The sequence below is a fragment of the Hymenobacter gelipurpurascens genome (assembly GCF_900187375.1).
Taxonomy (GTDB): Bacteria; Bacteroidota; Bacteroidia; order Cytophagales; family Hymenobacteraceae; genus Hymenobacter; species Hymenobacter gelipurpurascens.
In genome coordinates this window covers 350,184-369,087 of sequence record NZ_FYEW01000002.1, presented here as the reverse complement: position 1 = coordinate 369,087, position 18,904 = coordinate 350,184, and the positions used below count along the sequence as shown (strand labels likewise).

Genomic DNA, 18,904 nt, shown 5'->3' with positions numbered 1-18,904 from the left:
GAGAACCCTGACATATCTCAATATAACGCTAGGCCAGTAAAAAGCCCGTTTCTCTATAGAGAAACGGGCTTTTTACTGGCCTAGCGTTATTAAGACAAGCTTACAGTTTTACGAAGCGTTGTACATGGTGCTTGTTGTTAGTGATCAGCTCTATAAAGTAAATCCCAGCGGGTACTTTTCTGATGTCAACAGACGAGCTGCCTTGTACTTGGCCGGTAGAAACTTGTTGGCCAGTTGAGGAATAGATACGGTAGGTTACTAGGCCACTGATGGCGGGCAGCGTGAACAAACCGGTGGTAGGATTAGGGTAAACAGCGGCCTCCGGCTTACCGGAGCCGGCCACTGAAACTACAGAGGAATAGGCTTCCGTGGCATCGAGGTTCGCCTGGCGCAGGCGGTAGTAGGCGGTGGCTGCTAGTGGGTTTCGATCGGTGAAGGAGTAGGACGCGCCCGTAGCAGTGGTGCCGTGGCCTTTCACGTTGCCTAGACCCGTAAAGCTCTTGCCATCGGTGCTGCGCTGTACTTCGAAATATGCGTTGTTTTTCTCAGAGGCCGTAGTCCACTTCAGATATACGTTCTGCGACTGACGGGTGGCGGCAAAGGACGTGAGCTCAACTGGCAGCGGGTTGTTGCCGGGGGCCCCGCTCAGCTCTGTGCTGGCTAACACAAAATTGCCGAGCGTATTGAAGAAGGTAGAAGAGGAGATGGCGAAGGTCAGGTACGTGGTGCCATCATCTCCAATCATAGCGCCGCCCAAATCGGTCCAGGTGCCGCCATTGCTTTTGGCTATGCGGAGTTTGCTGGGCGCATCTACCTGGTCATCGGTACCATAGTAGAGCGTGATCTGGCCATTAATAAACGAGGAGCCGCCAGTAGTGCCCACTACGTAATGCCGAACCCGTGATACGCGCTGAATAGTAGCGGTAAGTGCCTGCGTAGGTGGCGGGCCCGGAACTACTTGTGCCGAATAGCCGGTGGCGGTAGCACTGGTTTGGTTGAGGGCCATGGACACCGGGCGGTAAGCACGGGAGTCGCCGATAGGAAAGAACAGGCCGGTTCCGCTGGAAGTGTTCAAGGCTATGGAGCCAGCAGTAGCGTTGGTACGGGTGACAATGCCGGTTACGTAGCTGGAATTACTAACCGTGGTATTGGTAGTGCCGCTAGCAGACGTTACCGTAGCAGAAGTAGGCAATAGCAATTCGGAGCCCGGCGCTACGTTCAGGAGTCCGGCCGAAAGCACTAGGCCACGCGGAACCGTTAGGGATTTTTGCAGGGCAATTCCGCTGCTGTTGCGAACCTCCAACAGCGTGTTCGGGCCAAACGAAATAGTACCGGCCCCGGAAATAGTTTGAGCGGCAACACCGCTTAAAATGAGGCTTGCCGGAATAGTTGGGGCAAACCCCAGGGTGCTGCCACTTGCCACCGTAATGTTTCCATTGACAGTAGTGCCGGCGTTGGCACCACTGATGGCCGCCGAGTTGAAATTGGCCGTAAGGGGCGTGGTACCATTGCCCACCAGCAGGTTGTTGAGAATGGTGGTGTTTTGAGTGCCCGCAATGGGGGTAACTGCCGATGAGGCATTCACAGGAGACGCTAGTAGCTGCAGGTTGCCATACTGCTGGCCTACAAGGGAAAAGATCCCACCCGAATAGGTATAGGTGCTGCCGCTATTGAAAACAGCTACCGGATCAGTTCCACTGCCAAAGGGAGAATCTCCGCTGAGCTGCTCAAATGTAGCTCCGGCATTAAACACAACAGAGCCAGCTGCCGCCGCTACATCGGGGACGACCGCAGAACCGGTAGTGCCCAGTGGGAAGCCGACCACGTTGCGGGAAATAAGGCGGGAATTGTTCTCGAACTGAATGGCGCCGGCACTGGCTGCTACCAAGCGCTGCGGGATAGGTGAGCTGTCGTTGCCATTGAGGCTCACGGTGCCGCCAACCGAACCGGTTGCTCCACTAACTAGGCTAATGACAACGTAGCGGTTGGTACTGGAGGTGGTGGAAAGTACGGTTAAGGTTGACCCAGCTGATACTACAAAGTCGTCGCCTGCCAGCGGGTTGCCGATGGTGAGAGTAGCCGGATTGCTAGCTGTGGTAGGGGCGCGCAGCTCCACATTGGCATTGTTCACCAAGAGTAACTGGCCTACCAGCTGATTGCCGGCTATTGTAAGAGCTTGCGGGCTGGGCGTTTGGTTACCATCAAACACCAATCGGTCGTTTGCGCCAGGAACGGCATTGCCACCTATGGTTGCGTACGTTACGGGGTCGGCTTCTACCCAGCTGGCGGCAGCCGCTATCGATGCCCCCGAGGTGCCCACCCACCGTAGCGTGGCCCCCAACGAGGTGAGAGAACTTCCCAACAGCAAGGCAGAAGCCAGGAGTGTCCCTTTCCGTACAGGAGAGCAGGACGAGTAGTGCTTTGGCATGACAGTAGGGTTTTAGTGATATTATTCAATTAAAACACAGATTCGTTATTTAATTTACCTCTTAAATAGTTCTAAACCATGTAATTAGCAGTGTATTATTATGGCGAAGCCTTCTAAAAACAGGCGTAGCAAACCTCGATTTAAGGGCTCATAAGCAGCCAGATTTCGCTTAAAAGCGCAGAGAAGTTTGCACGGAAGAGCCTTCCCGACGGTTCTTTGTACCCCATGGAACAGCAGTCAACCCTACCCGAGCTCCTCTATATCTATGATGCGTATTGCGGCTGGTGCTACGGTATGAGCACCGTGGTGCAACGCGTGGAGCGCGAGTTTGCCGGGCGCCTTACGGTAGGCGTGCTCAGCGGAGGCATGCTGACGAAAGAAGAAGTAGGCCCCATTGGTCTAGATTGGGAAGAGCGCGCCGGCTATCTGCAACAGGTAGAGCAGGTGGCAGGCGTACAGTTCGGCAACGCCTACCGGCAACTCGGCCAAGAGGGTAGCTATATTCAGCACTCGGAGCCGCCGGCGCGGGCGCTGCATGTGTTTCGCCAGCTGGATCCAGAAGGACGGGCAGTAGATTTTGCCCACGATATCCAGCAGGCACTTTTTGCGCACGGCCAGAACCTGAATGACGTAGCCACTTATGAGGCGCTGATACAGGCCTACGGACTAAACGCTGAAGAATTTCGGCGGCAGTTTTTTCTGCCCGCAACGGCTACCACCGTACAGCAGGAATTTGCGGCTGTTAACCGGATTGGCGTGCAGGGCTTCCCGACCAGCATTCTGCGCGTAGGGGCGCAGGGCTACGTGCTTAGTCGGGGGTATCAGCCCTATGCCGCCTTTGTGCAAGGGCTGGAGCAAGCCTTGCAGCAAGCACAAGAATAGGCCTAGCAAGTTGGCTAGGCCAGTTTACTACTGCAGGCGTACTACTTGTTTGCGCAACGGAGACCAGGCAATAACGCGGCGGTCTTCTTTACCGACGAGGTAATGAAAGCCTAAGGCATCGGAGCGGCGGTGCAGGTCGTCCCAGGCGGCGCGGTCTGCAAGCCCTGGCTGGAAAGTAGCCGCCTTGGGAAGAGCCGGTTTCTGGAAGTTTTTGTCAGCAAAGAATTCCTCCATGCGGCGGCGTACGTAGGCCTCTCGCTCAGCCTGCGTGGCGGTACTTCCCTTCATTTCATATACCAGGGCTGCCTCCAAATCGGGGGCGGTCAGGACTTCGCGGAAGATGACCTGCCCACCGGCTGCCGTAATCGTGAAGGTAGCCTCGCCGCTGAGCAGATTTGGGCCGCGCAGGGCCAGCGTAAATACATCGGGCGTAGAAGGCGACGAAAAGATATGCCGCTTGCGCACCACCTTCAGCGTATCCGATTGCGCGTTGATTGTGGCTGGCCGGGCAGTATCCATAGGCTCAGTGACGAGCTCTGCAGAATCGAGAGGGGCGCTTTCTGAGGTAGTGTTCTGCTCAGGGGAGGTAGAACAGGCGGCCACAACAGGCAGCAGGCAAAGCAGGAAACGACGCATAACGGCTTGGGGCTGGTAGCAAATAGGGAGTTGTTTCTACGAATGGAGGAGCTTCTGGTTCATCAGCAGCAGGCGGGAGTGGCCTAGAGCCAGTGGCGCAGGAGCATCAGCAAGAAGGCCGCGCTTAGGCACAACGAAGAAACCTGGTTCATGCGCATAGTGCGCTCAAAGCTGGCCGCCGCCGGATTTTGCCACACAGCCCGTGCCCAGCCCAGAAAGAGCACCACCACCGGCCCCGTGGCTATCAGGAAAATCAGGAGGTTGGGCAGCTCCTGGCGCCAGATGTAGGCCACTGCCAGGGTGGCGGCGCCGGCCAGCAGGCCCAGGCCCGCAAACACAAACGTGCCCCGGACACCCAGCCGCAGGCTCAGGGTTTGGTCGCCGCGGCGGGAGTCTTCCTGGTGCTGATACACCTGCGTGAGCGGATACGAGCCGCACAGAAACAGACTACTGACCAGCGCCAACAGCAGATTTTGCGGCGTGTGGATTTCGGTAGAGGAAGCGCCTACTCCGATCTGCGTCATCAGAAATGTGTAGGCTCCCTGGAAGACGATGACCACCAGCGTACTAAGCAGTGGGTACTTTTTGAGCCGGATTCCTTCAAAACTATACGCTTTGGATACCAGCAGGTAGCCTATCACCAGCGCCCCAAACCACCAGCTCAGCCACAAGCTGCCCAGCACGGCCAGCGCATCAAAGAGCCACACGAGGTGCAGCAGCTCCGGGGAGACTTTGGGCGGGTGCTTCAGGCCGCCGATGCTGTCCTCGTCACGGTCGTAGTAGCTGTTGTAGCCATTAGAAGCCGGGTAGGCCAGTAGGTGCAGCACCACAAACACGGCTACAGCTCGCCCGATACTGAATGGTTCGCGCAAGGCACTCAGCCCAAACCAATACACGGGCATCAGGTACACAGAGAACGGGATGCGTAGCAGCGGCAGAGCCCGGCGGTAAGCGGCAAGTGGCATGAAAGGCGCGGCCACGCAGAAGGAAGGGGAGAGGCAGGAGGCGGATTCCGGTGGTGCGGGACGCAAGCTACACGTTACGGTCTGTTTTCTTAGGAATGCCCAACAGATACGTAACCTGCGGGCCCCACCAGTGGCGTACTTTGCCCGCCTGCCAGATATAAGAATCTTCCGGATCGGCGCGTTGGGCAAGGGCAAGGAGCTGCTCCGGCGGGTACATACGCAGAATCGAGACGCACCCATCCCAGATGGTGAACAGCGGTATGAGCGGCACTATATAGGTGAAAAACAGCCGGCTGAGCCGAAAGGGCCGAATGAAGGGCGTAATGAGCAGTTGCGCCACCGGCAGCACCGTGAGAGCCAGCAGAACTTCCGCCCAGTGCTTGCCTGCTCCCTCAAATACGCCAACGCCGGCGCGCTGGTGCACGGCATCGGCCAGCAGGGCTTCGGCAACGGCAGGAGGGAAGTGATGAAATGCCGAAAACACCGTGCGAAATCCCCGTAGGCCAGTCGGGACGGCGGTGGCATCGACGGCGCTCGGCTCGAACAGCAAACCGGGCGTACGATGCGCCAGTAGCTGCCAGGCGGCCGGCTGCGGATACAGATCGGTGAGGCAGATGCGCGCTTGCGGTAGGCCAGTAGCCTGCAAAGTGCGCAACACGCCTTCGGTGCCGCCACCCGCGCCGGCGCACAGCTCTAGGATATGGGTGTCTCCGGTTTCCTCCAGGGCGTGCTTGAGCAGCGGCACAATGGGCTGGTAGGTGCCCAGTGCCGAAATCATGAAGCGCAGATAGTCCATCATACCCGTCCGGATGACGCGCGGAAACCAGGGCAGGTCTTCGAATTCAAATAGCTGGAGGCGAAGTTTCACCGGCGTACGTACGCAGAAAACGGCGCGCCGGCTACTGGCCTAGGCGTGGGCTGGCACCGGCCGTTGGGCCGGACCGTAGAGCCAGAGCACCGTAAGAAGGCCTGCGCCCAGGTAAGGCAACGACATTTCCAGTAGGCCACTCAAGGAGCCGATGGGCAGCAGGAGCAGGAGTAAATAATTGGCTACCAGAAAAAACAGGCCTACACCCAATAGGGCCATCGTGCGGCGGGGCCAGTCGGAGCAGCAGCGCGTCATGAGGGCGAAAAACGGGATGACTAGCGGGATAATTGCCAGCGACGCCATGGCGGCCACCAGGCCCGCCAGCAAAGCAATAGAGTAATCATTGAGCCGGTCCAGTGAGAAATCAACCAGAAGCCAAAGCGTGCCGCCTACGTTGCTGAATAGCCACAGCAATAAGGTGCGAATAAGAGTAGCTTGAACGGAGGAGTAATGATAATGCATAAACACATGAGTGAACAACGAACTACTCTCAACTGCAATCAAGAATAGGCGCCAAGTGAATAATCTGGTTCAGCCAGATTTACGAGAGATAAAATGGCGTCGGTTTGCTCTTAAACGGTGTTTTAATGGGAATCGACGCCCTATTTTGAGCCTGCCATTCCCGAAGTTGGAATGGCCGAAAACCAGTCGCGGCAAACCCACCAAGCGGCCACTGGAGCCGTGAGTAGCCAGGGTGCACTCAGGAGAAAGAAAAGCATCAGCATCGGCCTGAACATGCTACTTATATCAGGCCTGAAGCCAACGGCCATGATAACTGCCACGCAAAACAGCACTGAGGCCACGAAAAGCAGCAAGGTCCCCCCTCCCAACCACGCGAACCGAGCAGCAGGAGTAGCAGCAGCCTCTGCCCGGAGCAGCAAATGCCGCATCAGCCACTGGCGGAGCCAATTACCTACCAGCGCGCCTGCTCCTTCCATAAGCACAAACAGGAAAACTGTCTCCAGCTCATCTTGGCTAACTCCGTAACGGCTCTGGGTGAGGTTCTTTAGAAGGATTACCAGGATAAAGCCCACGCTAATTAGAATGGTAAGGCCCATGCCCCATCCCCAAGACAGCCAGAAATACCGCGTAAGGCGTTGTGATATCGTGAGCATAGCAGGCAATAGAGATAATTAAATTAGGCGAGTAACGCCCGGAAGGTAGCCATTGGCGGATTTATGTAGGCTGAAAGTGGCAGTTTGGCCATATGCCCGCTGAAGCAAGCATTCTATCAAGCTGTGTTTGGGTCGCCAGCCCAGCTTCAGAATAAAAAAGAGAGCAGCAGTGCTTGTAAAGCCACTGAAGTTTACTTGCTTTGCAATACAAAGTGCTTTTCGATATGATACAGCCTGCTACCGATCCGCTTGCCCAACTCACCGAGATTCGCGCCATTATGGAGCGCTCCTCGCGCTTCATTTCCTTGAGTGGCCTCTCTGGGGTAGGAGCGGGCGTGGTGGCACTGATAGGGTCTGGTGTAAGCCATTCCTTCCTGGTCAATTGGTTTCCCAGCAGCGAATACGGCTCCGTAGGCTACCTGCGGTTGCTACAAAGCACCGAGGCCGAGCGGCTATTGGTGCTGCCCTACCTGCTGGCGCTGGCCTTCGGGATGATTGGGGTAGCTTTTATTGTGGCTACATTCTTTACGGTGCGGCGGGCACGCCGGGCGGGGCTTCCGGTCTGGAATGCGCTGGGGCGGCGGTTGGCTATTAGTATGGCTATTCCGCTGGTAGCGGGCGGGTTGTTTTGCCTGGCTCTGTTCGTGCGGGGGGCCGTGAGTCTGGTGGTGCCGGGGTTGCTGGTGTTTTACGGCCTTGCTCTGCTCAATGCCAGCAAGTACACCCTAGAGGAAATCCGGTGGCTCGGCCTCACCGAAATCGTGCTTGGGTTGGCGGCTGTGTTGCTCCCTGGGTTCGGGTTGGCGTTCTTTGCGGTTGGGTTTGGGCTAGGCCACATTCTCTACGGCCTGCTCATGTACAACCGCTACGAAAGAGGCGCTGGGAGCCAATAGCAAAGGGATTGAAGCATAAAATTTCCCTTCAACTGCCTGATTCCCTCATTCTCAACTCCTAGCTACCGTCTCCAAACTTCCAGTTCCTCCCTTGAAACACGTTATCCATACGCTCAATAAAGCTTTCGACAACCGCGTGCGGCTGGGCGTGATGGCCGTGCTCATGGCAAATGAGTCGGTGAGTTTTAACGAGCTGAAAGAAGCCCTGGACCTGACCGATGGCAACCTAGCCAGCCACGTGTCGGCACTGGAAAAAGCAGGGTATGTGGCCGTGAGCAAGCAGTTTATCGGCAAGAAGCCGAACACCACCTACTCGGCCTCCAAGGATGGAAAACTTGCCTTTCAGGATCATCTGACGGCTTTGGAAAAATTGCTGCGGCCTAGCAGCTAATTTTTTTGCCTCTATGCTTTGAAATACAAAGTTCTTTTAAAAAATATCTAGCTTATGAATGCCTCTACCACTTGGGCCGTACCGGCGCCTGCAGCCGCTAGGTCGCGCGCGTTGCCACTTTCCTTGAGCACCCTGCAGAAACTGCTCCTGCCACTGGGCACCATTGCCTTCGACGTCCTCTTCTGGAATCAGGAAATCGGGCTGAACCTGGCGCTGTACACACTCCTGATTGTGGCGGGTACGCTGGCGGGCCTGCCGCGCCACGCGCCGCAGTGGCGTTCCGTCGGCTTTTGGGTGCTGCTGCTCGGTACACTGCTGAGTGCGGCCCTGGTGGTAGTGTATGGCTCGGGCGCGGCGCGGCTGGCATGTTTGGCGTCGCTGGTACTGTTTCTGGGTTTTCGAAATCAGCCCCAGCTCCGGCAGGTGGCCTACGCCTTCCTGACGGCCCTGGGCAGTGCCAGCCGCGTTTTGCCGGCGCTACTGCCACTGCTGTGGTTTTCGAGTGGAAGCACCGGCAGCTGGCCGCGCACCCGTTTCTACGGGCGTCTGCTGCTGTTACCCCTTATAATACTGGGGGTGTTTCATGTGCTGTTTTCGCTCGGCAACTCGCAGTATGCGGCGTTGAGCAGCGCCGTGTTTAACAAAATAGGAGAGTGGCTGGCACGGCTGTTTATTGATATATCGGTGCCGCACCTGCTGTTCTTCGTGCTAGGCCTGGTGCTTACGGCCGGCGCGGTGGTACTGGTGCCCATCCATTTCTTTCTGGATCAGGAGTCGCAGTTCGGGGAGTTTGTGCGGCGGCAGCGCGACCGGGTGGCCTCCTTTGCCGTGCGCCGCCCCGATTTTCGCGCCCGAAGCTTCCGCACCCTGGATCTGCGCAAAGAGAACTTGGCCGCGCTGGCCGTGTTTGGGCTCGTGAACGTGCTGCTGCTGGTGGTTAATGCCATTGATATCCACTGGATCTGGTTCGGCTTCACGCCCGCGCCCGGCTTCGACCTGACCCAATTCGTGCACGAAGGTACCTACGTGCTGATTCTGAGTATTCTGGTGGCCATGGGCATTGTGCTGTGGTTTTTCCGCCGCAACCTTAACTTCTACGGCAAAGGCCTGCCCGCGCTGCGCTGGGGTGCTACCATGTGGGTGGTGCAGAACGTGGTGCTGGTGGTATCCGTGGGGCTGCGCAACTACTACTACATTCTGCACACCGGACTGGCCTACAAGCGCATTGGGGTGTACGGTTTTCTGCTCCTAACCTTGTTTGGGCTGGGCACGGTGCTGCTCAAAATCTGGCAGCGCCGCTCGGCTTTCTCGCTGGTGCGCCTGAATGCCTGGGCCGTGTACGCGATAGTGCTCCTGCTGGCCGCCGGCAACTGGGAGGTCTGGATGACGCGCTATAACCTGCAGCCCCGCTTCCGGACCGTTGACCTTGGTTTCCTGCTGGATATGCCCGAGCGCATGCTGCCCGAGCTGGCCGCCCGCGAGTCGGTGCTGGATGGCATGACGCGCATCGTGCTCATCAACCGCTACGGCTACGGCGAAACGGAAATCACGCCGGCCAAAGCCCACGAGTTGGTGCAGAAGCGGCTGCAGCGCTGGCAGAAGGCCTATCCGCAGTACCGCACCTGGCAGAGCTGGACCCTCGCCGAATCGCAGGCTTATCAGGAGCTGTTCGGCGGGCCCAAAGCCGTAGTGGTCCGCTAGGCCATTGCCGCACCTGTATCTACTTCACTTATCATCAACTTCTTTGCTTTCATGACGCTTCTTCCCCTGCTCCTGACCCTTGCGGGCAGCTTGGTGTGCGTGGGCTGCGTGGGTGGCCTGGCCTTCCTGCTCAGCTGGCGCGACCTGGCCGCAACGCCCACCGAGCGTGCCCGGCGCCTCTACCGCGCCTTATTGCCCGGCGCCACCGTGCTGCTAGGCCTGTTGCTCTGGACCATGTTTCAGGTGATGCTGCTGTGGGCCCGTGGGGCATCACCTGCTCTTGCCATAGCACCATGAAATCGGCCTCTGAATTCCCTGTAGGCCAGGTTTCGACGGGCCGAAGCCTGGGCGTGCTTACGCTGGCGCTGGCCACCATCTGGCTCTGGTTCCAGATACCCGGATGGTATGCCCCAAGGCCCCACGATGCGGTGGTTCTGCGCATGCAAGCCTACTGGTTTCAGCCGGCGCTGTTGATTCTGCTGCTGATGGCGCTGAATGTGCTGGTGCTGTTCCAAGCTACGCTGCCGCTGGCCTTGCCCAGTTCGCCGGGCAGCCTGCTCGATGCTCCGCAATGGCCCCGCACGCTCGTTTTCTGGGCCTGCGTGATGTTTCAGGTGGGCAGTTGCGCCGCTTTGGTGAGCCTGATGGCCAGTTGGCTACAGCTATGAACCAGCGGCTCACACCTTGCCTTTCACAATCAGAGCGGCTCTTGTACTTTGCTCTGGACACCGTAGTACCCGCTGCCCCACCTGCACTATGGTGGACGATAGGCCTAGGCCTGTTCAGTGGTCTGAATTTGCTGGCGCTGCGGGAAATCTGGCCGCACACGCCCCACGCTGATGACTGGTTTTTGCTCCTGGGAATCTGCTGTTTCGTGCTGCTGCCGTGGTTGGTGGCACGCACTGCTGGCCGCGTGGCTGCTATGCTGCAGGGCTGCGCGTGGCGGATTGTATGGCGCCTGGCCTCGTGGGGCGCCTACGCGACGGGTGCCGTAGCGCTTATTCCGGGCGCGGTTGTAATAAGTATTATGCTGACAACCCTGCTATTGCGCTAAACCTGTTTGCGGCTGCTTCTGTCCGGCATATCTACAGCACTAACCTGATAACCGCTCTAAGCGGTTGTCGGTGTTCATTTCCGCGGGTCCTACTTCTGCAACCGTAGTGCTGTTATCGGTTTCTGGTGACAGTAGACTGCTTTTCGCCACAAGCAGCAATACGTAATTGGGCTAAAAGCAATTCTGAGCTCCTGATACAGATTTCCTTTAGATTGGCTCCGTATACTCTTTGCCTGCTGGGTTGGCGGGCCATTGAAAGATGTTTTTTTGAGTTTTACGCGTTGAGTTAATGAAGTCTTTTCTCTGTCGCTTGGCGGTGACCATTTCGCTGGCAACGGCCACGCTGACACCCGCCGCTGCCCAGGTGCTCCCCACCGCACCCCCCCGACACTACCCACAAGTTTGAAAACCCAGCCGGCATTCCGGCCGTCGTCAAAAAGCCCTGGTACAAAGGCAAGCTCGTGAAGGCTACCATTGTGCCGGCCCTCATGATTGGCTACGGCGCCTATACGTTCAACGGGGGCGGTTTCTATACCAACCAGCAAGCCAACCGCGATATTCACAAGGTCTTCCCAACTTACCGCTCCGGCCTCGATAACTACCTCATTTTCGCGCCCTACGCCGAGCTGGGGTTGGTGGCGTTGGCGGGTGTGGAGTCGAAGAACGACCGTCTCAACACCTTGCTGGTTATCGGTAAATCGGAGCTGATTATGCTGGCTACCGTGTTTGCGGTCAAGAATCTTTCCCGCGAAACCCGCCCCGATGGCTCCGATAACCTCTCGTTTCCTTCGGGCCACACGGCCCAGGCCTTTTTGGCGGCTAGTATCGTGCACAACGAGTTCCGCGACAAAAGCCAGTGGTACGGCATCGGGGCCTACACCCTGGCCACGAGCGTAGCAGCCCTGCGCATGATCAATACCAAGCACTGGCAGAGTGATGTGGTGGCGGGCGCGGGCTTCGGCATTCTGTCGGCCCACCTAGGCTACCTCACCCACCGCAACCGCTGGGGCCGCCAGCCCCGCGTGCTGCAGGGCACCAGCTTTTCGCCGATGTGGATGCCGGGCGGCATGGGTATGAACGTAGTGTGGCACCCCACGAAGTAAGCAATAACGCCGTTTGCAGTGGTTTCAAGGGCTTCTCAAGGAGCAAGCAGGAAGTTGAAAAAGTAAAATTTGCCCGATGAATAAGCATCTGTTGGGGCTGATACAACTGATCCGAAGGGCGTTGCGGGGACATGGCCCGCTCATTGCGTTGCTGCTGCTCGGAGTTGGAGCGCCTTGGTTCATCTTCGTGGAGGTAGCCGAAGATATCTGGGAAAGCGGGGGCTTCATCGGCGACCAGTCCATTCTGGAGTGGATTCACCACCTAGAAGCGCCTACGCTCGATACCGTTGCGCTGGCTTTCACCACGGCGGGTGGTCCGGAAGTGATGTCGTTGCTGGGTTTGGCACTGGTAGGCCTCCTGTATTGGAAGCGCTGCCGCCACGAAGCGCTGTTCTTTGCTTTGGCAGTATGCGGGGCAGTAGCTCTGAATGTGCTGGCTAAAACGCTTTTCGGTCGGCCCAGGCCAGCGTTGTGGGAGTCTATTGCGCCGGCCAAGTTCTACAGCTTCCCCAGTGGGCATGCAATGGGCTCGGCCGCGCTAGCCGCCGCGCTGGGCTTTTTGCTTTGGCAAAGTCCCTGGCGTTGGCCCGTATGTATTCTAGGCACCTTGTTCACGTTGGGTGTAGGCCTCTCGCGGATGTACCTAGGCGTGCATTACCCCTCCGATGTACTGGCCGGTTGGGTCTGCTCGCTGGGGTGGGTGGCCGGGCTGCACGTTCTACTTTCTCCTGATTTTCAGCAGCTCCAAACGTGGTGGCGCGAGGGGGTGGCCTACTGGAACCGGTCGGTATAAACAGCTCGGAACTCTACGTCAGAACCTGTTTGAGCTAGTTTTTAAGTCTTCATACGACGTAGAGACGCAACACTTCGCGTATCGTCGTTGCAGGGCTGGCCCAGAACGCTGCGAGATAAATACCCTCAGCAATGAGGAGAAGCGAAGTGCCGCGTCTCGACAGGTATAGGGTTCGTGAAACAGCTATAAGTCGTATAAGTAAAAGCCCGGTGCCCGGCAGAAATTTATCTGTCAGGCACCGGGCTTTTTGTTGAATCCGCAAGTCAAAGGTTTCCTAGGCCACTACCAGCATCTTCTCATCTTTCCGCCGGTAGGCCAGGCGCAGCAAGCTCGGCAGTACTACGAGCAGCAGGGGCAGCGCCAGCAGCAGCCCGCCAATTACGGCAATGGCCAGCGGCTGATGCAGCTGCGCGCCGGCCCCGATGCCCAGCGCAAGCGGCAGCAGGGCGGCAATGGCCGATAGCGCCGTCATGAGCTTGGGGCGCAGGCGGGCCGCAATAGCGTAGCCGATGGCCTGCTCTACGGGGGCACTTCGGCGCGCATCATTGAACTGCTGTAGGGTGAAGATGGCGTTTTCGCCAATGATGCCGACCACCATAATCAGGCCGGTGTAGGAGCCTACGTTCAGGGGCGTGTTCGTCAGATACAATGCCAGACTACCTCCGGCCGGGCCCAGCACGGCCACCAGCAGAATCAGGGCCGCCGCTTTCAAATCGCGAAACAGGAACAGGCCTACGGCGAATACCAGCAGGCACGCCGACACCAGAATGGTGAGCAGCTCCTGAAACGACTGCTGCTGCTCGGCATACGAACCCCCGAACTGAATAAAGTAGCCGGGAGGCAGGGGCAGGTCGCGGTCGAGCTTCTGGCGGATTTCGCTCATGGCCGAGCCTAGGTCGCGGCCGTTCAGGCGGGCCGTAATAGCCGTCATGGCCTGCAGGTTCTCCCGCTCCAGCTCCGCGTCGCCGGCCGACACCGTGACCACGGCCAGCTCATCGAGGCGGCGGCGCTGGCCGTTGGGCAGGAAAATGGGCTGCTGCCGTACCTGCTGCAGGCTGATGGTGTTGGCCTGCGGGTAGCGCAGCCGGATGTTCAGCAGCTGTTCACCTTCCAGCACATTGCCCGCTACCACGCCCTCCAGTTGCGTTTGGAGCTGGGCCTGAAAATCGGTGCCCGTAATGCCGAATTGTGCCAGGCGGCGCGGGTCGGGGCGCACATCAATGGAAGGTCCCACGCGCACAATGCCGTCGAATACATCGGCGGTGCCCGGCGTATTTTCCACGATGCCGGCCACCTTCTCTGCCAGGCCGTAGCGGGTAGCCGCATTCGGACCAAAGAGCTTGATTTCAATGGGCTGCACAGTGCTCATCAAGTCCCCCAGCATATCCCCGATAACCTGGCCGAAGTCAATCACCAGGGCTGGCTGGGAGCTTTCGATGCGCTGCCGAATGTCATCAATTACCTCGTCGGTGGTGCGGCTGCGGTCGGTTTTGAGCCGAATGAGGTAGTCGCCACTATTGGGCTCGGTGATGAAAAAGCCCATTTGAGTGCCCGTCCGGCGTGAGTAGCTGGCCACTTCCGGCACTTTCACAATCAGCTTCTCAGCTTGGCGCAGCATCCGGTCGGTTTCCTGGAGCGAGGTGCCCGGTGGCGAGTTGTAGTCGAGCACAATGGCGCCCTCATCCATCTCAGGCAGAAAACCGGTGGCCAGGCGCGGAATGATAAACCACATCAGGGCCACCAGCACCGCCACGCCCACCACCGAGTACGCCGGATGCCGGATAACCGAGCGCACCCACGGAATTTCGTGGTGAGCTGCATCCGTCAGGCCCGGGTCGGCGGCTTCATCAATAAGCACCCCTTCCGGTTGCTCCACCAGCAACGCCGGCGAATCAGTCGGGACGGGCTCGGGCCGATCAATGCGGTCTTTGGTGCGCGCTTCTTTGGGCTGGCCCAGGCCTAGCTGGGTGAGCAGCAGGTAGAGCACCGGCAGGCCTAGCCACGCCACCACGAAGGAGCACAGCAACGCCACTACCATAGTAGTAGCCAGCACGTTGAAATAGGCCCCGGCCACGCCGCCCAGCAGTACGAAGGGCAGAAAGATGACGATAGTACTCAGCGAAGAACCGATGAGGGCGGGCAGCAGGTGCTGCACCGAGCGGGCCACCACCTCTGGGGTAGAGGCATTGGGGTGTTCCTCGCCCACGCGGTGCAGCTGTTCCACCATTACCACCGCGTCGTCAATCATCAGGCCGATGGCGGCGGCTATGGCGCCCAGCGTCATGATGTTGAAGGAGTAGTTCAGCCCGAAATACAGCACGGAAAGCGTGAGGGCCAGTGCCAGCGGAATAGCCAGTAGAATAGTGAGCGAGGCCCGCGCCGACCGCAGAAACAGCGTGGTAACCAGCAGCGCCAGCGCCAGGCCAATCCAGAGGGAATCCTGCACGGAGCGCACCACTTCGCTCACGAAATCCGACTGGTCGTAGTACGGTGCGAGGCGAATGCCGCGTGGTAGGCCTGCCTGCAGGGTTTTGATTTTGGCCCGTACGCCCGCTGCCACTTCCACCACGTTGGCATCGGGCTGACGCAGTACGCCGATAAGCACCGCATCGTGGCCGTTGGCATTTACGCGGGTGTACTCGGGTTGCTCGCCTACGCGCACCGTGGCTACATCGGCCAGGCGCACAATGCGGCGCCCATCATTGCGCAGCACCACGTTTTCTACATCTTGGCGACTAGTAATGGTGGCATCCGTGACGGTAAGGTAGAGGCGCCGGTAGTCGGAGAGGTAGCCGTTCGATTGCACGAAGTTGGTCTGGCCCAGCATGGTGCTCACGTCATTGGGCGTCAGGTTCAGAGCCGCCAATTGGTCGGGCACCAGCTCCACCTCAAACTCCTTGGTGCGCCCGCCCTGAATCTGCACCGCCGACACGCCATCTACCTGCGAAATAAAGGGCTTCACGGTGTAGAGTGCCAGGCGGCGCAGCTCCAACGCCGAGCGGCCCGGCCCTTCCAGGGTGTAACCCATTACGGGCAAAATAGCCGGATTCATGCGCTCTACACTGATTTGCGTGCCCGGCGGCAGGTCGTTTCGAATCTGGTTCAGCCGCGACTCAATGGTTTGCTGGCTCCGAACCACATCGGCATTCCAATCGAGGTAAGCCGATATTTCGCAGCTGCCACGGCTGGTGGTGGAGCGCAGCAGCGTGAGGCCCGGCACCTGCTTCATGGCATCCTCCATGGGCTTGGTCACCGTCACCATCATCCTATTGACGGGCTGCAGGCCATTATCGGCAATAACCTTCACCTTTGGGAACGTCACCTCCGGAAACAGCGCCACCGAAATACGGCGGTAGGCCAGTACACCCAGCCCCAGGGCCAGGGCCAGCACTACCGCTATCGGGGCTTTGTAAGCTTCAAAAATGGAGTTGCGCATTGCGGGATGGGAGGAGGGATGTTCTAATTGATCTCATGCTAATTGACCGTCATGCTGAGCGAAGTCGAAGCATCTCTACCGCTTCGTTGCATCGTTGCTAGGCCAACAGTTCGCCAGAGGTAGAGATGCTTCAACTTCGCTCAGCATGACGGTCTTTTTGCAGCTGCCCTACCGGCTGAGTTGCACGGCGGCCGTGTCGTCGAGGCCGTAGTTGCCGGTCAGGACAATGCGGTCTTTCGGCGAGAAAGCAGGGCTTTGGATAACGATGCGGCCGTTCTGCTCGGCGCCAGTCTTTACCGGCACCTTCACGGCGGTGCTGTCATTGAGCAGGCGCATCACCCAGAAGCTGGTTTGGGTTTCGTCGGTGAGTACGGCCTCGCGGGGGAGGGTGCCGGCCACCTGCGGTGCCGATTTATCGAGGTCAATCGTGACGGTCAGGTTTTCGGGGAGGGGCGGCACTTTCCCGAGGGGCTTGAGGGTGTAGCGCTGGGTCTGGATGCTCACATCGGCGGCAGGCAGCGGTTCCGCCACCTGGCCGGGCAGCACCCGGCCATCGGGTAGCGTGATGCGGCAGCGCTGCCCCGTGTGCACGTAGCGCAGCTGGGTCACGGGCACATCGAGCACAAAGCCAAAGCGCGACTGGTCATACACGGTGCCCAGCTGCTCGCCATCCTGCACATAATCGCCGGCCAGTTTATCCACGGTAGCCATTACGCCGGCCCGGGGGCTGCTGATGCGGATAATGCCGCTGAAACGCAGCTTTGGGTCGCCGGTAAGCTTATCAAGGTGGAGCGTGCGCGACTCCTTGGTTTGCATTGTAAAGACGGTTTGCCCAGCGCCCACCTGCTGGCCGGGTACGGGCGCCGGCGCCATTATGTAGCCGGTGGTGGTAGCCCGCAGCACATCCTTGGCGGGGTAGGCCGTCAGGCCCGTCAGGTGCAGAATATCCGTCACCGTATCGGTCTGGAGGTGGCCTACCGTGACGGCCGCCCGCGCTTTAATTTCTTCTTCGCCGGTATCTTCTTCCGCCGCGGCAGAATCGGGGCCTTGGCACTGCGTACACAGCACCAGCAGCAACAGGCCTACAGCCCACTGGGAGCGGGTGAGGGAACGAGACAACGAGCTAAAGAAAGGGTGATTCATTGGTTTGAAAATCAGAGAACAGCGACCCGCTAGGCCACTTTATTCGCCTAGGTAATCAAGGGCATACAGGTTGCGCAGGCGCTCCGTTTCGGCTTGGGTCAGGCTGAATTGGAAGCCCCGGTAGCTGCTGACCAGCTGCAGATAATCCAGAATGGTAATGTCGCCGGTGGTGAGCTGCTGGCGGCCGGCATCTACGAGGGCCGCCGCAATGCGCAGCTGCTCCCGAATGGTGGCAATCAACTGGTCCGACTCGCGGGTCAGGCCCTCCAGCTGCTGATATTGCTGGCGGCGCTGAGTAGTAAGAAAAGTTCGGTAGGCCACCCGCGTTTGCTCCGATAGCTCAATTCGGGCGTAGTTGAGCTGGCGCTGATGCCCGTCAAAAATGGGCATTGAAAGGGCTAGGCCACCACTAAAGCCAAAGCTACGCCCCAGGTACACCGGCGCCGCCCTCGACGATTGTAGGCCTGCATCAAGCACCCAGCTCAGCTGCGGCCGGTAACGCAAATCCACCGCTTCCCGGTCGAGGCGCAGGCGGAGGCTATCGAGCTGGTATTGGCGCTGGGTGATGGAGCCGAGGCCGGCCAGAGCGCGGTGTGTGGGCGGGTTGGGTGCCTGCAGCCGCACAAGAGCGGTATCAGAGGCGCCGGCCAGGTAGCGCAGGGTGCCCAGCTCGCGGCGGTAGGTAAGGCGGGCTTGCTGGGTGCTTACCTCCTGATTCCGGACGGAGGCATAGAAAGCCAGATACTGGGTTTGCTTGTACACACCGGCATTCACCAGCTGGCGCAATTGCCCATCTTGCTGCCGTAGCTGCCGCAATAGGCTCTGGTTGTAGGTCCATTGCTGCTCGGCGGCGAAGGCCGTCAGAAACTGGTCCGTGATGCTGCGGCGCAAATCGAGGCCGGCCAGCTGGCGGGTATTACGCAGCACCAGTCCCTGGCTTTCCAGAATGCGGTAATCGTTGCGCAGCACGGGGCTATTGAAAATAGGTTGGCTGGCGCTGGCCACGGCCGCATAGTTTCCTCCGTTCGATACGGCCTCATCATAGCCTAGGCCACCTTCGCCATTCGCCCGCCTCCCGATAATGGGCGCTGCTACCGCCGCGCCGGTTCCCACCACCTGGGGCCGCTGCTGGGCCCCACGGATAAGGATGTCAATGCGGTTCTGCGACACTTGGCCGGCGTAGTCGCGCAGCATGGGGCTGGTGCTGCGGGCCAGGGCCAGAAACTCTTCCAGCGTCCGCAGCTCACCAGGCACTTGGGCCCGAAGCTGACCGCTGGTCAGCAGGCAGCACCCGACGAGTAGTACCCAACGTCTGAGGGGGCGGAACGTAGTAAAACGAGGAGGGAGCAAGGCAGCAAGACAGTAGATGAGCGGGACAAAGAAGGTCGGTAATTCTGAGGAAATCTTGAAGTTAGCTCGGCTGCTTTGGCCAGTAGCTCCAGATTATCTTCAGATTCTGCCGCCTATTTGCCGACAACTCCGCTACTGCTACCTGC

General features: G+C 58.8%; 18 protein-coding genes. 9 read left to right on the top strand and 9 right to left on the bottom strand.

The genetic code is table 11. The features are described 5' to 3' along the window. Nucleotides 1–100: 100 nt before the first annotated feature. Nucleotides 101–2,362, bottom strand: coding sequence for a T9SS type A sorting domain-containing protein (locus tag CFT68_RS13325; protein ID WP_170934796.1), 2,262 nt, complete (start codon nt 2,360–2,362; stop codon nt 101–103). 291 nt (nt 2,363–2,653) lie between these two features. Here CFT68_RS13325 and CFT68_RS13320 point away from each other — a divergent pair, with 291 nt between their 5' ends. Beyond that, entirely contained in the window at nt 2,654–3,310 is a 657-nt protein-coding gene (locus CFT68_RS13320; RefSeq protein WP_088844048.1) for a DsbA family protein, read from the top strand. Nucleotides 3,311–3,337: 27 nt separating this feature from the next. On the opposite strand, the gene CFT68_RS13315 is transcribed toward CFT68_RS13320, so the two are convergent. The 5 genes from CFT68_RS13315 to CFT68_RS13295 form a co-directional block, all read right to left on the bottom strand. After that, entirely contained in the window at nt 3,338–3,946 is a 609-nt protein-coding gene (locus CFT68_RS13315) for a hypothetical protein (RefSeq protein WP_088844047.1), read from the bottom strand. 83 nt (nt 3,947–4,029) lie between these two features. Then, entirely contained in the window at nt 4,030–4,911 is an 882-nt protein-coding gene (locus CFT68_RS13310) for a UbiA family prenyltransferase (RefSeq protein ID WP_088844046.1), read from the bottom strand. A 67-nt stretch (nt 4,912–4,978) separates the two neighbouring features. After that, complete coding sequence (locus tag CFT68_RS13305) at nt 4,979–5,779, bottom strand: NUDIX hydrolase (RefSeq protein ID WP_088844045.1); 801 nt, start codon at nt 5,777–5,779, stop codon at nt 4,979–4,981. 39 nt (nt 5,780–5,818) lie between these two features. Then, the gene (locus CFT68_RS13300; protein WP_141106555.1) at nt 5,819–6,241 is read right to left on the bottom strand and encodes a hypothetical protein; all 423 of its coding nucleotides are present in this window, start codon (nt 6,239–6,241) and stop codon (nt 5,819–5,821) included. Nucleotides 6,242–6,381: 140 nt separating this feature from the next. Continuing rightward, nucleotides 6,382–6,894 (bottom strand): hypothetical protein, encoded by a 513-nt coding sequence (locus CFT68_RS13295; RefSeq protein WP_141106554.1) that lies wholly within the window; start codon nt 6,892–6,894, stop codon nt 6,382–6,384. A 224-nt stretch (nt 6,895–7,118) separates the two neighbouring features. Here CFT68_RS13295 and CFT68_RS13290 point away from each other — a divergent pair, with 224 nt between their 5' ends. The 8 genes from CFT68_RS13290 to CFT68_RS13255 all read left to right on the top strand — a co-directional run bounded on the left by CFT68_RS13290 (nt 7,119) and on the right by CFT68_RS13255 (nt 12,829). Then, entirely contained in the window at nt 7,119–7,787 is a 669-nt protein-coding gene (locus CFT68_RS13290; protein ID WP_088845080.1) for a hypothetical protein, read from the top strand. A gap of 91 nt (nt 7,788–7,878) precedes the next feature. Next, nucleotides 7,879–8,178 carry a winged helix-turn-helix domain-containing protein gene (locus CFT68_RS13285; protein WP_088844042.1) on the top strand — a complete coding sequence of 100 codons (300 nt, stop codon included), beginning with the start codon at nt 7,879–7,881 and terminating at the stop codon, nt 8,176–8,178. A 54-nt stretch (nt 8,179–8,232) separates the two neighbouring features. Then, nucleotides 8,233–9,879, top strand: coding sequence for a DUF4153 domain-containing protein (locus tag CFT68_RS13280; protein WP_088844041.1), 1,647 nt, complete (start codon nt 8,233–8,235; stop codon nt 9,877–9,879). A 51-nt stretch (nt 9,880–9,930) separates the two neighbouring features. Continuing rightward, the gene (locus tag CFT68_RS13275; protein ID WP_088844040.1) at nt 9,931–10,176 is read left to right on the top strand and encodes a hypothetical protein; all 246 of its coding nucleotides are present in this window, start codon (nt 9,931–9,933) and stop codon (nt 10,174–10,176) included. Next, nucleotides 10,173–10,547, top strand: a complete 375-nt coding sequence (locus CFT68_RS13270; RefSeq protein ID WP_088844039.1) for a hypothetical protein — start codon at nt 10,173–10,175, stop codon at nt 10,545–10,547. Before CFT68_RS13275 ends, CFT68_RS13270 begins: the two co-directional genes overlap by 4 nt. A 41-nt stretch (nt 10,548–10,588) precedes the next feature. Further along, nucleotides 10,589–10,933, top strand: a complete 345-nt coding sequence (locus tag CFT68_RS13265) for a hypothetical protein (RefSeq protein WP_088844038.1) — start codon at nt 10,589–10,591, stop codon at nt 10,931–10,933. A 461-nt stretch (nt 10,934–11,394) separates the two neighbouring features. Further along, entirely contained in the window at nt 11,395–12,036 is a 642-nt protein-coding gene (locus CFT68_RS13260; protein ID WP_141106553.1) for a phosphatase PAP2 family protein, read from the top strand. A 76-nt stretch (nt 12,037–12,112) separates the two neighbouring features. Continuing rightward, nucleotides 12,113–12,829 carry a phosphatase PAP2 family protein gene (locus tag CFT68_RS13255; protein WP_088844036.1) on the top strand — a complete coding sequence of 239 codons (717 nt, stop codon included), beginning with the start codon at nt 12,113–12,115 and terminating at the stop codon, nt 12,827–12,829. Between the two features lie 274 nt (nt 12,830–13,103). Here the strand turns inward: CFT68_RS13255 and CFT68_RS13250 are convergent, their stop codons facing one another. The 3 genes from CFT68_RS13250 to CFT68_RS13240 form a co-directional block, all read right to left on the bottom strand. Beyond that, entirely contained in the window at nt 13,104–16,265 is a 3,162-nt protein-coding gene (locus CFT68_RS13250) for an efflux RND transporter permease subunit (RefSeq protein WP_088844035.1), read from the bottom strand. Nucleotides 16,266–16,433: 168 nt separating this feature from the next. Further along, nucleotides 16,434–17,384, bottom strand: coding sequence for an efflux RND transporter periplasmic adaptor subunit (locus CFT68_RS13245; protein ID WP_170934795.1), 951 nt, complete (start codon nt 17,382–17,384; stop codon nt 16,434–16,436). Between the two features lie 63 nt (nt 17,385–17,447). Further along, nucleotides 17,448–18,758 (bottom strand): TolC family protein, encoded by a 1,311-nt coding sequence (locus CFT68_RS13240; protein WP_141106552.1) that lies wholly within the window; start codon nt 18,756–18,758, stop codon nt 17,448–17,450. Nucleotides 18,759–18,904: the final 146 nt, after the last annotated feature.

What these genes read in the sequence shown, in the direction of transcription:
- CFT68_RS13320 (WP_088844048.1), top strand. Translation starts at nt 2,654, where the DNA reads ATGGAACAGCAGTCAACCCTACCCGAGCTCCTCTATATCTATGATGCG.
- CFT68_RS13315 (WP_088844047.1), bottom strand. Translation starts at nt 3,946, where the DNA reads ATGCGTCGTTTCCTGCTTTGCCTGCTGCCTGTTGTGGCCGCCTGTTCT.
- CFT68_RS13310 (WP_088844046.1), bottom strand. Translation starts at nt 4,911, where the DNA reads ATGCCACTTGCCGCTTACCGCCGGGCTCTGCCGCTGCTACGCATCCCG.
- CFT68_RS13300 (WP_141106555.1), bottom strand. Translation starts at nt 6,241, where the DNA reads ATGCATTATCATTACTCCTCCGTTCAAGCTACTCTTATTCGCACCTTA.
- CFT68_RS13295 (WP_141106554.1), bottom strand. Translation starts at nt 6,894, where the DNA reads ATGCTCACGATATCACAACGCCTTACGCGGTATTTCTGGCTGTCTTGG.
- CFT68_RS13290 (WP_088845080.1), top strand. Translation starts at nt 7,119, where the DNA reads ATGATACAGCCTGCTACCGATCCGCTTGCCCAACTCACCGAGATTCGC.
- CFT68_RS13280 (WP_088844041.1), top strand. Translation starts at nt 8,233, where the DNA reads ATGAATGCCTCTACCACTTGGGCCGTACCGGCGCCTGCAGCCGCTAGG.
- CFT68_RS13275 (WP_088844040.1), top strand. Translation starts at nt 9,931, where the DNA reads ATGACGCTTCTTCCCCTGCTCCTGACCCTTGCGGGCAGCTTGGTGTGC.
- CFT68_RS13270 (WP_088844039.1), top strand. Translation starts at nt 10,173, where the DNA reads ATGAAATCGGCCTCTGAATTCCCTGTAGGCCAGGTTTCGACGGGCCGA.
- CFT68_RS13255 (WP_088844036.1), top strand. Translation starts at nt 12,113, where the DNA reads ATGAATAAGCATCTGTTGGGGCTGATACAACTGATCCGAAGGGCGTTG.
- CFT68_RS13250 (WP_088844035.1), bottom strand. Translation starts at nt 16,265, where the DNA reads ATGCGCAACTCCATTTTTGAAGCTTACAAAGCCCCGATAGCGGTAGTG.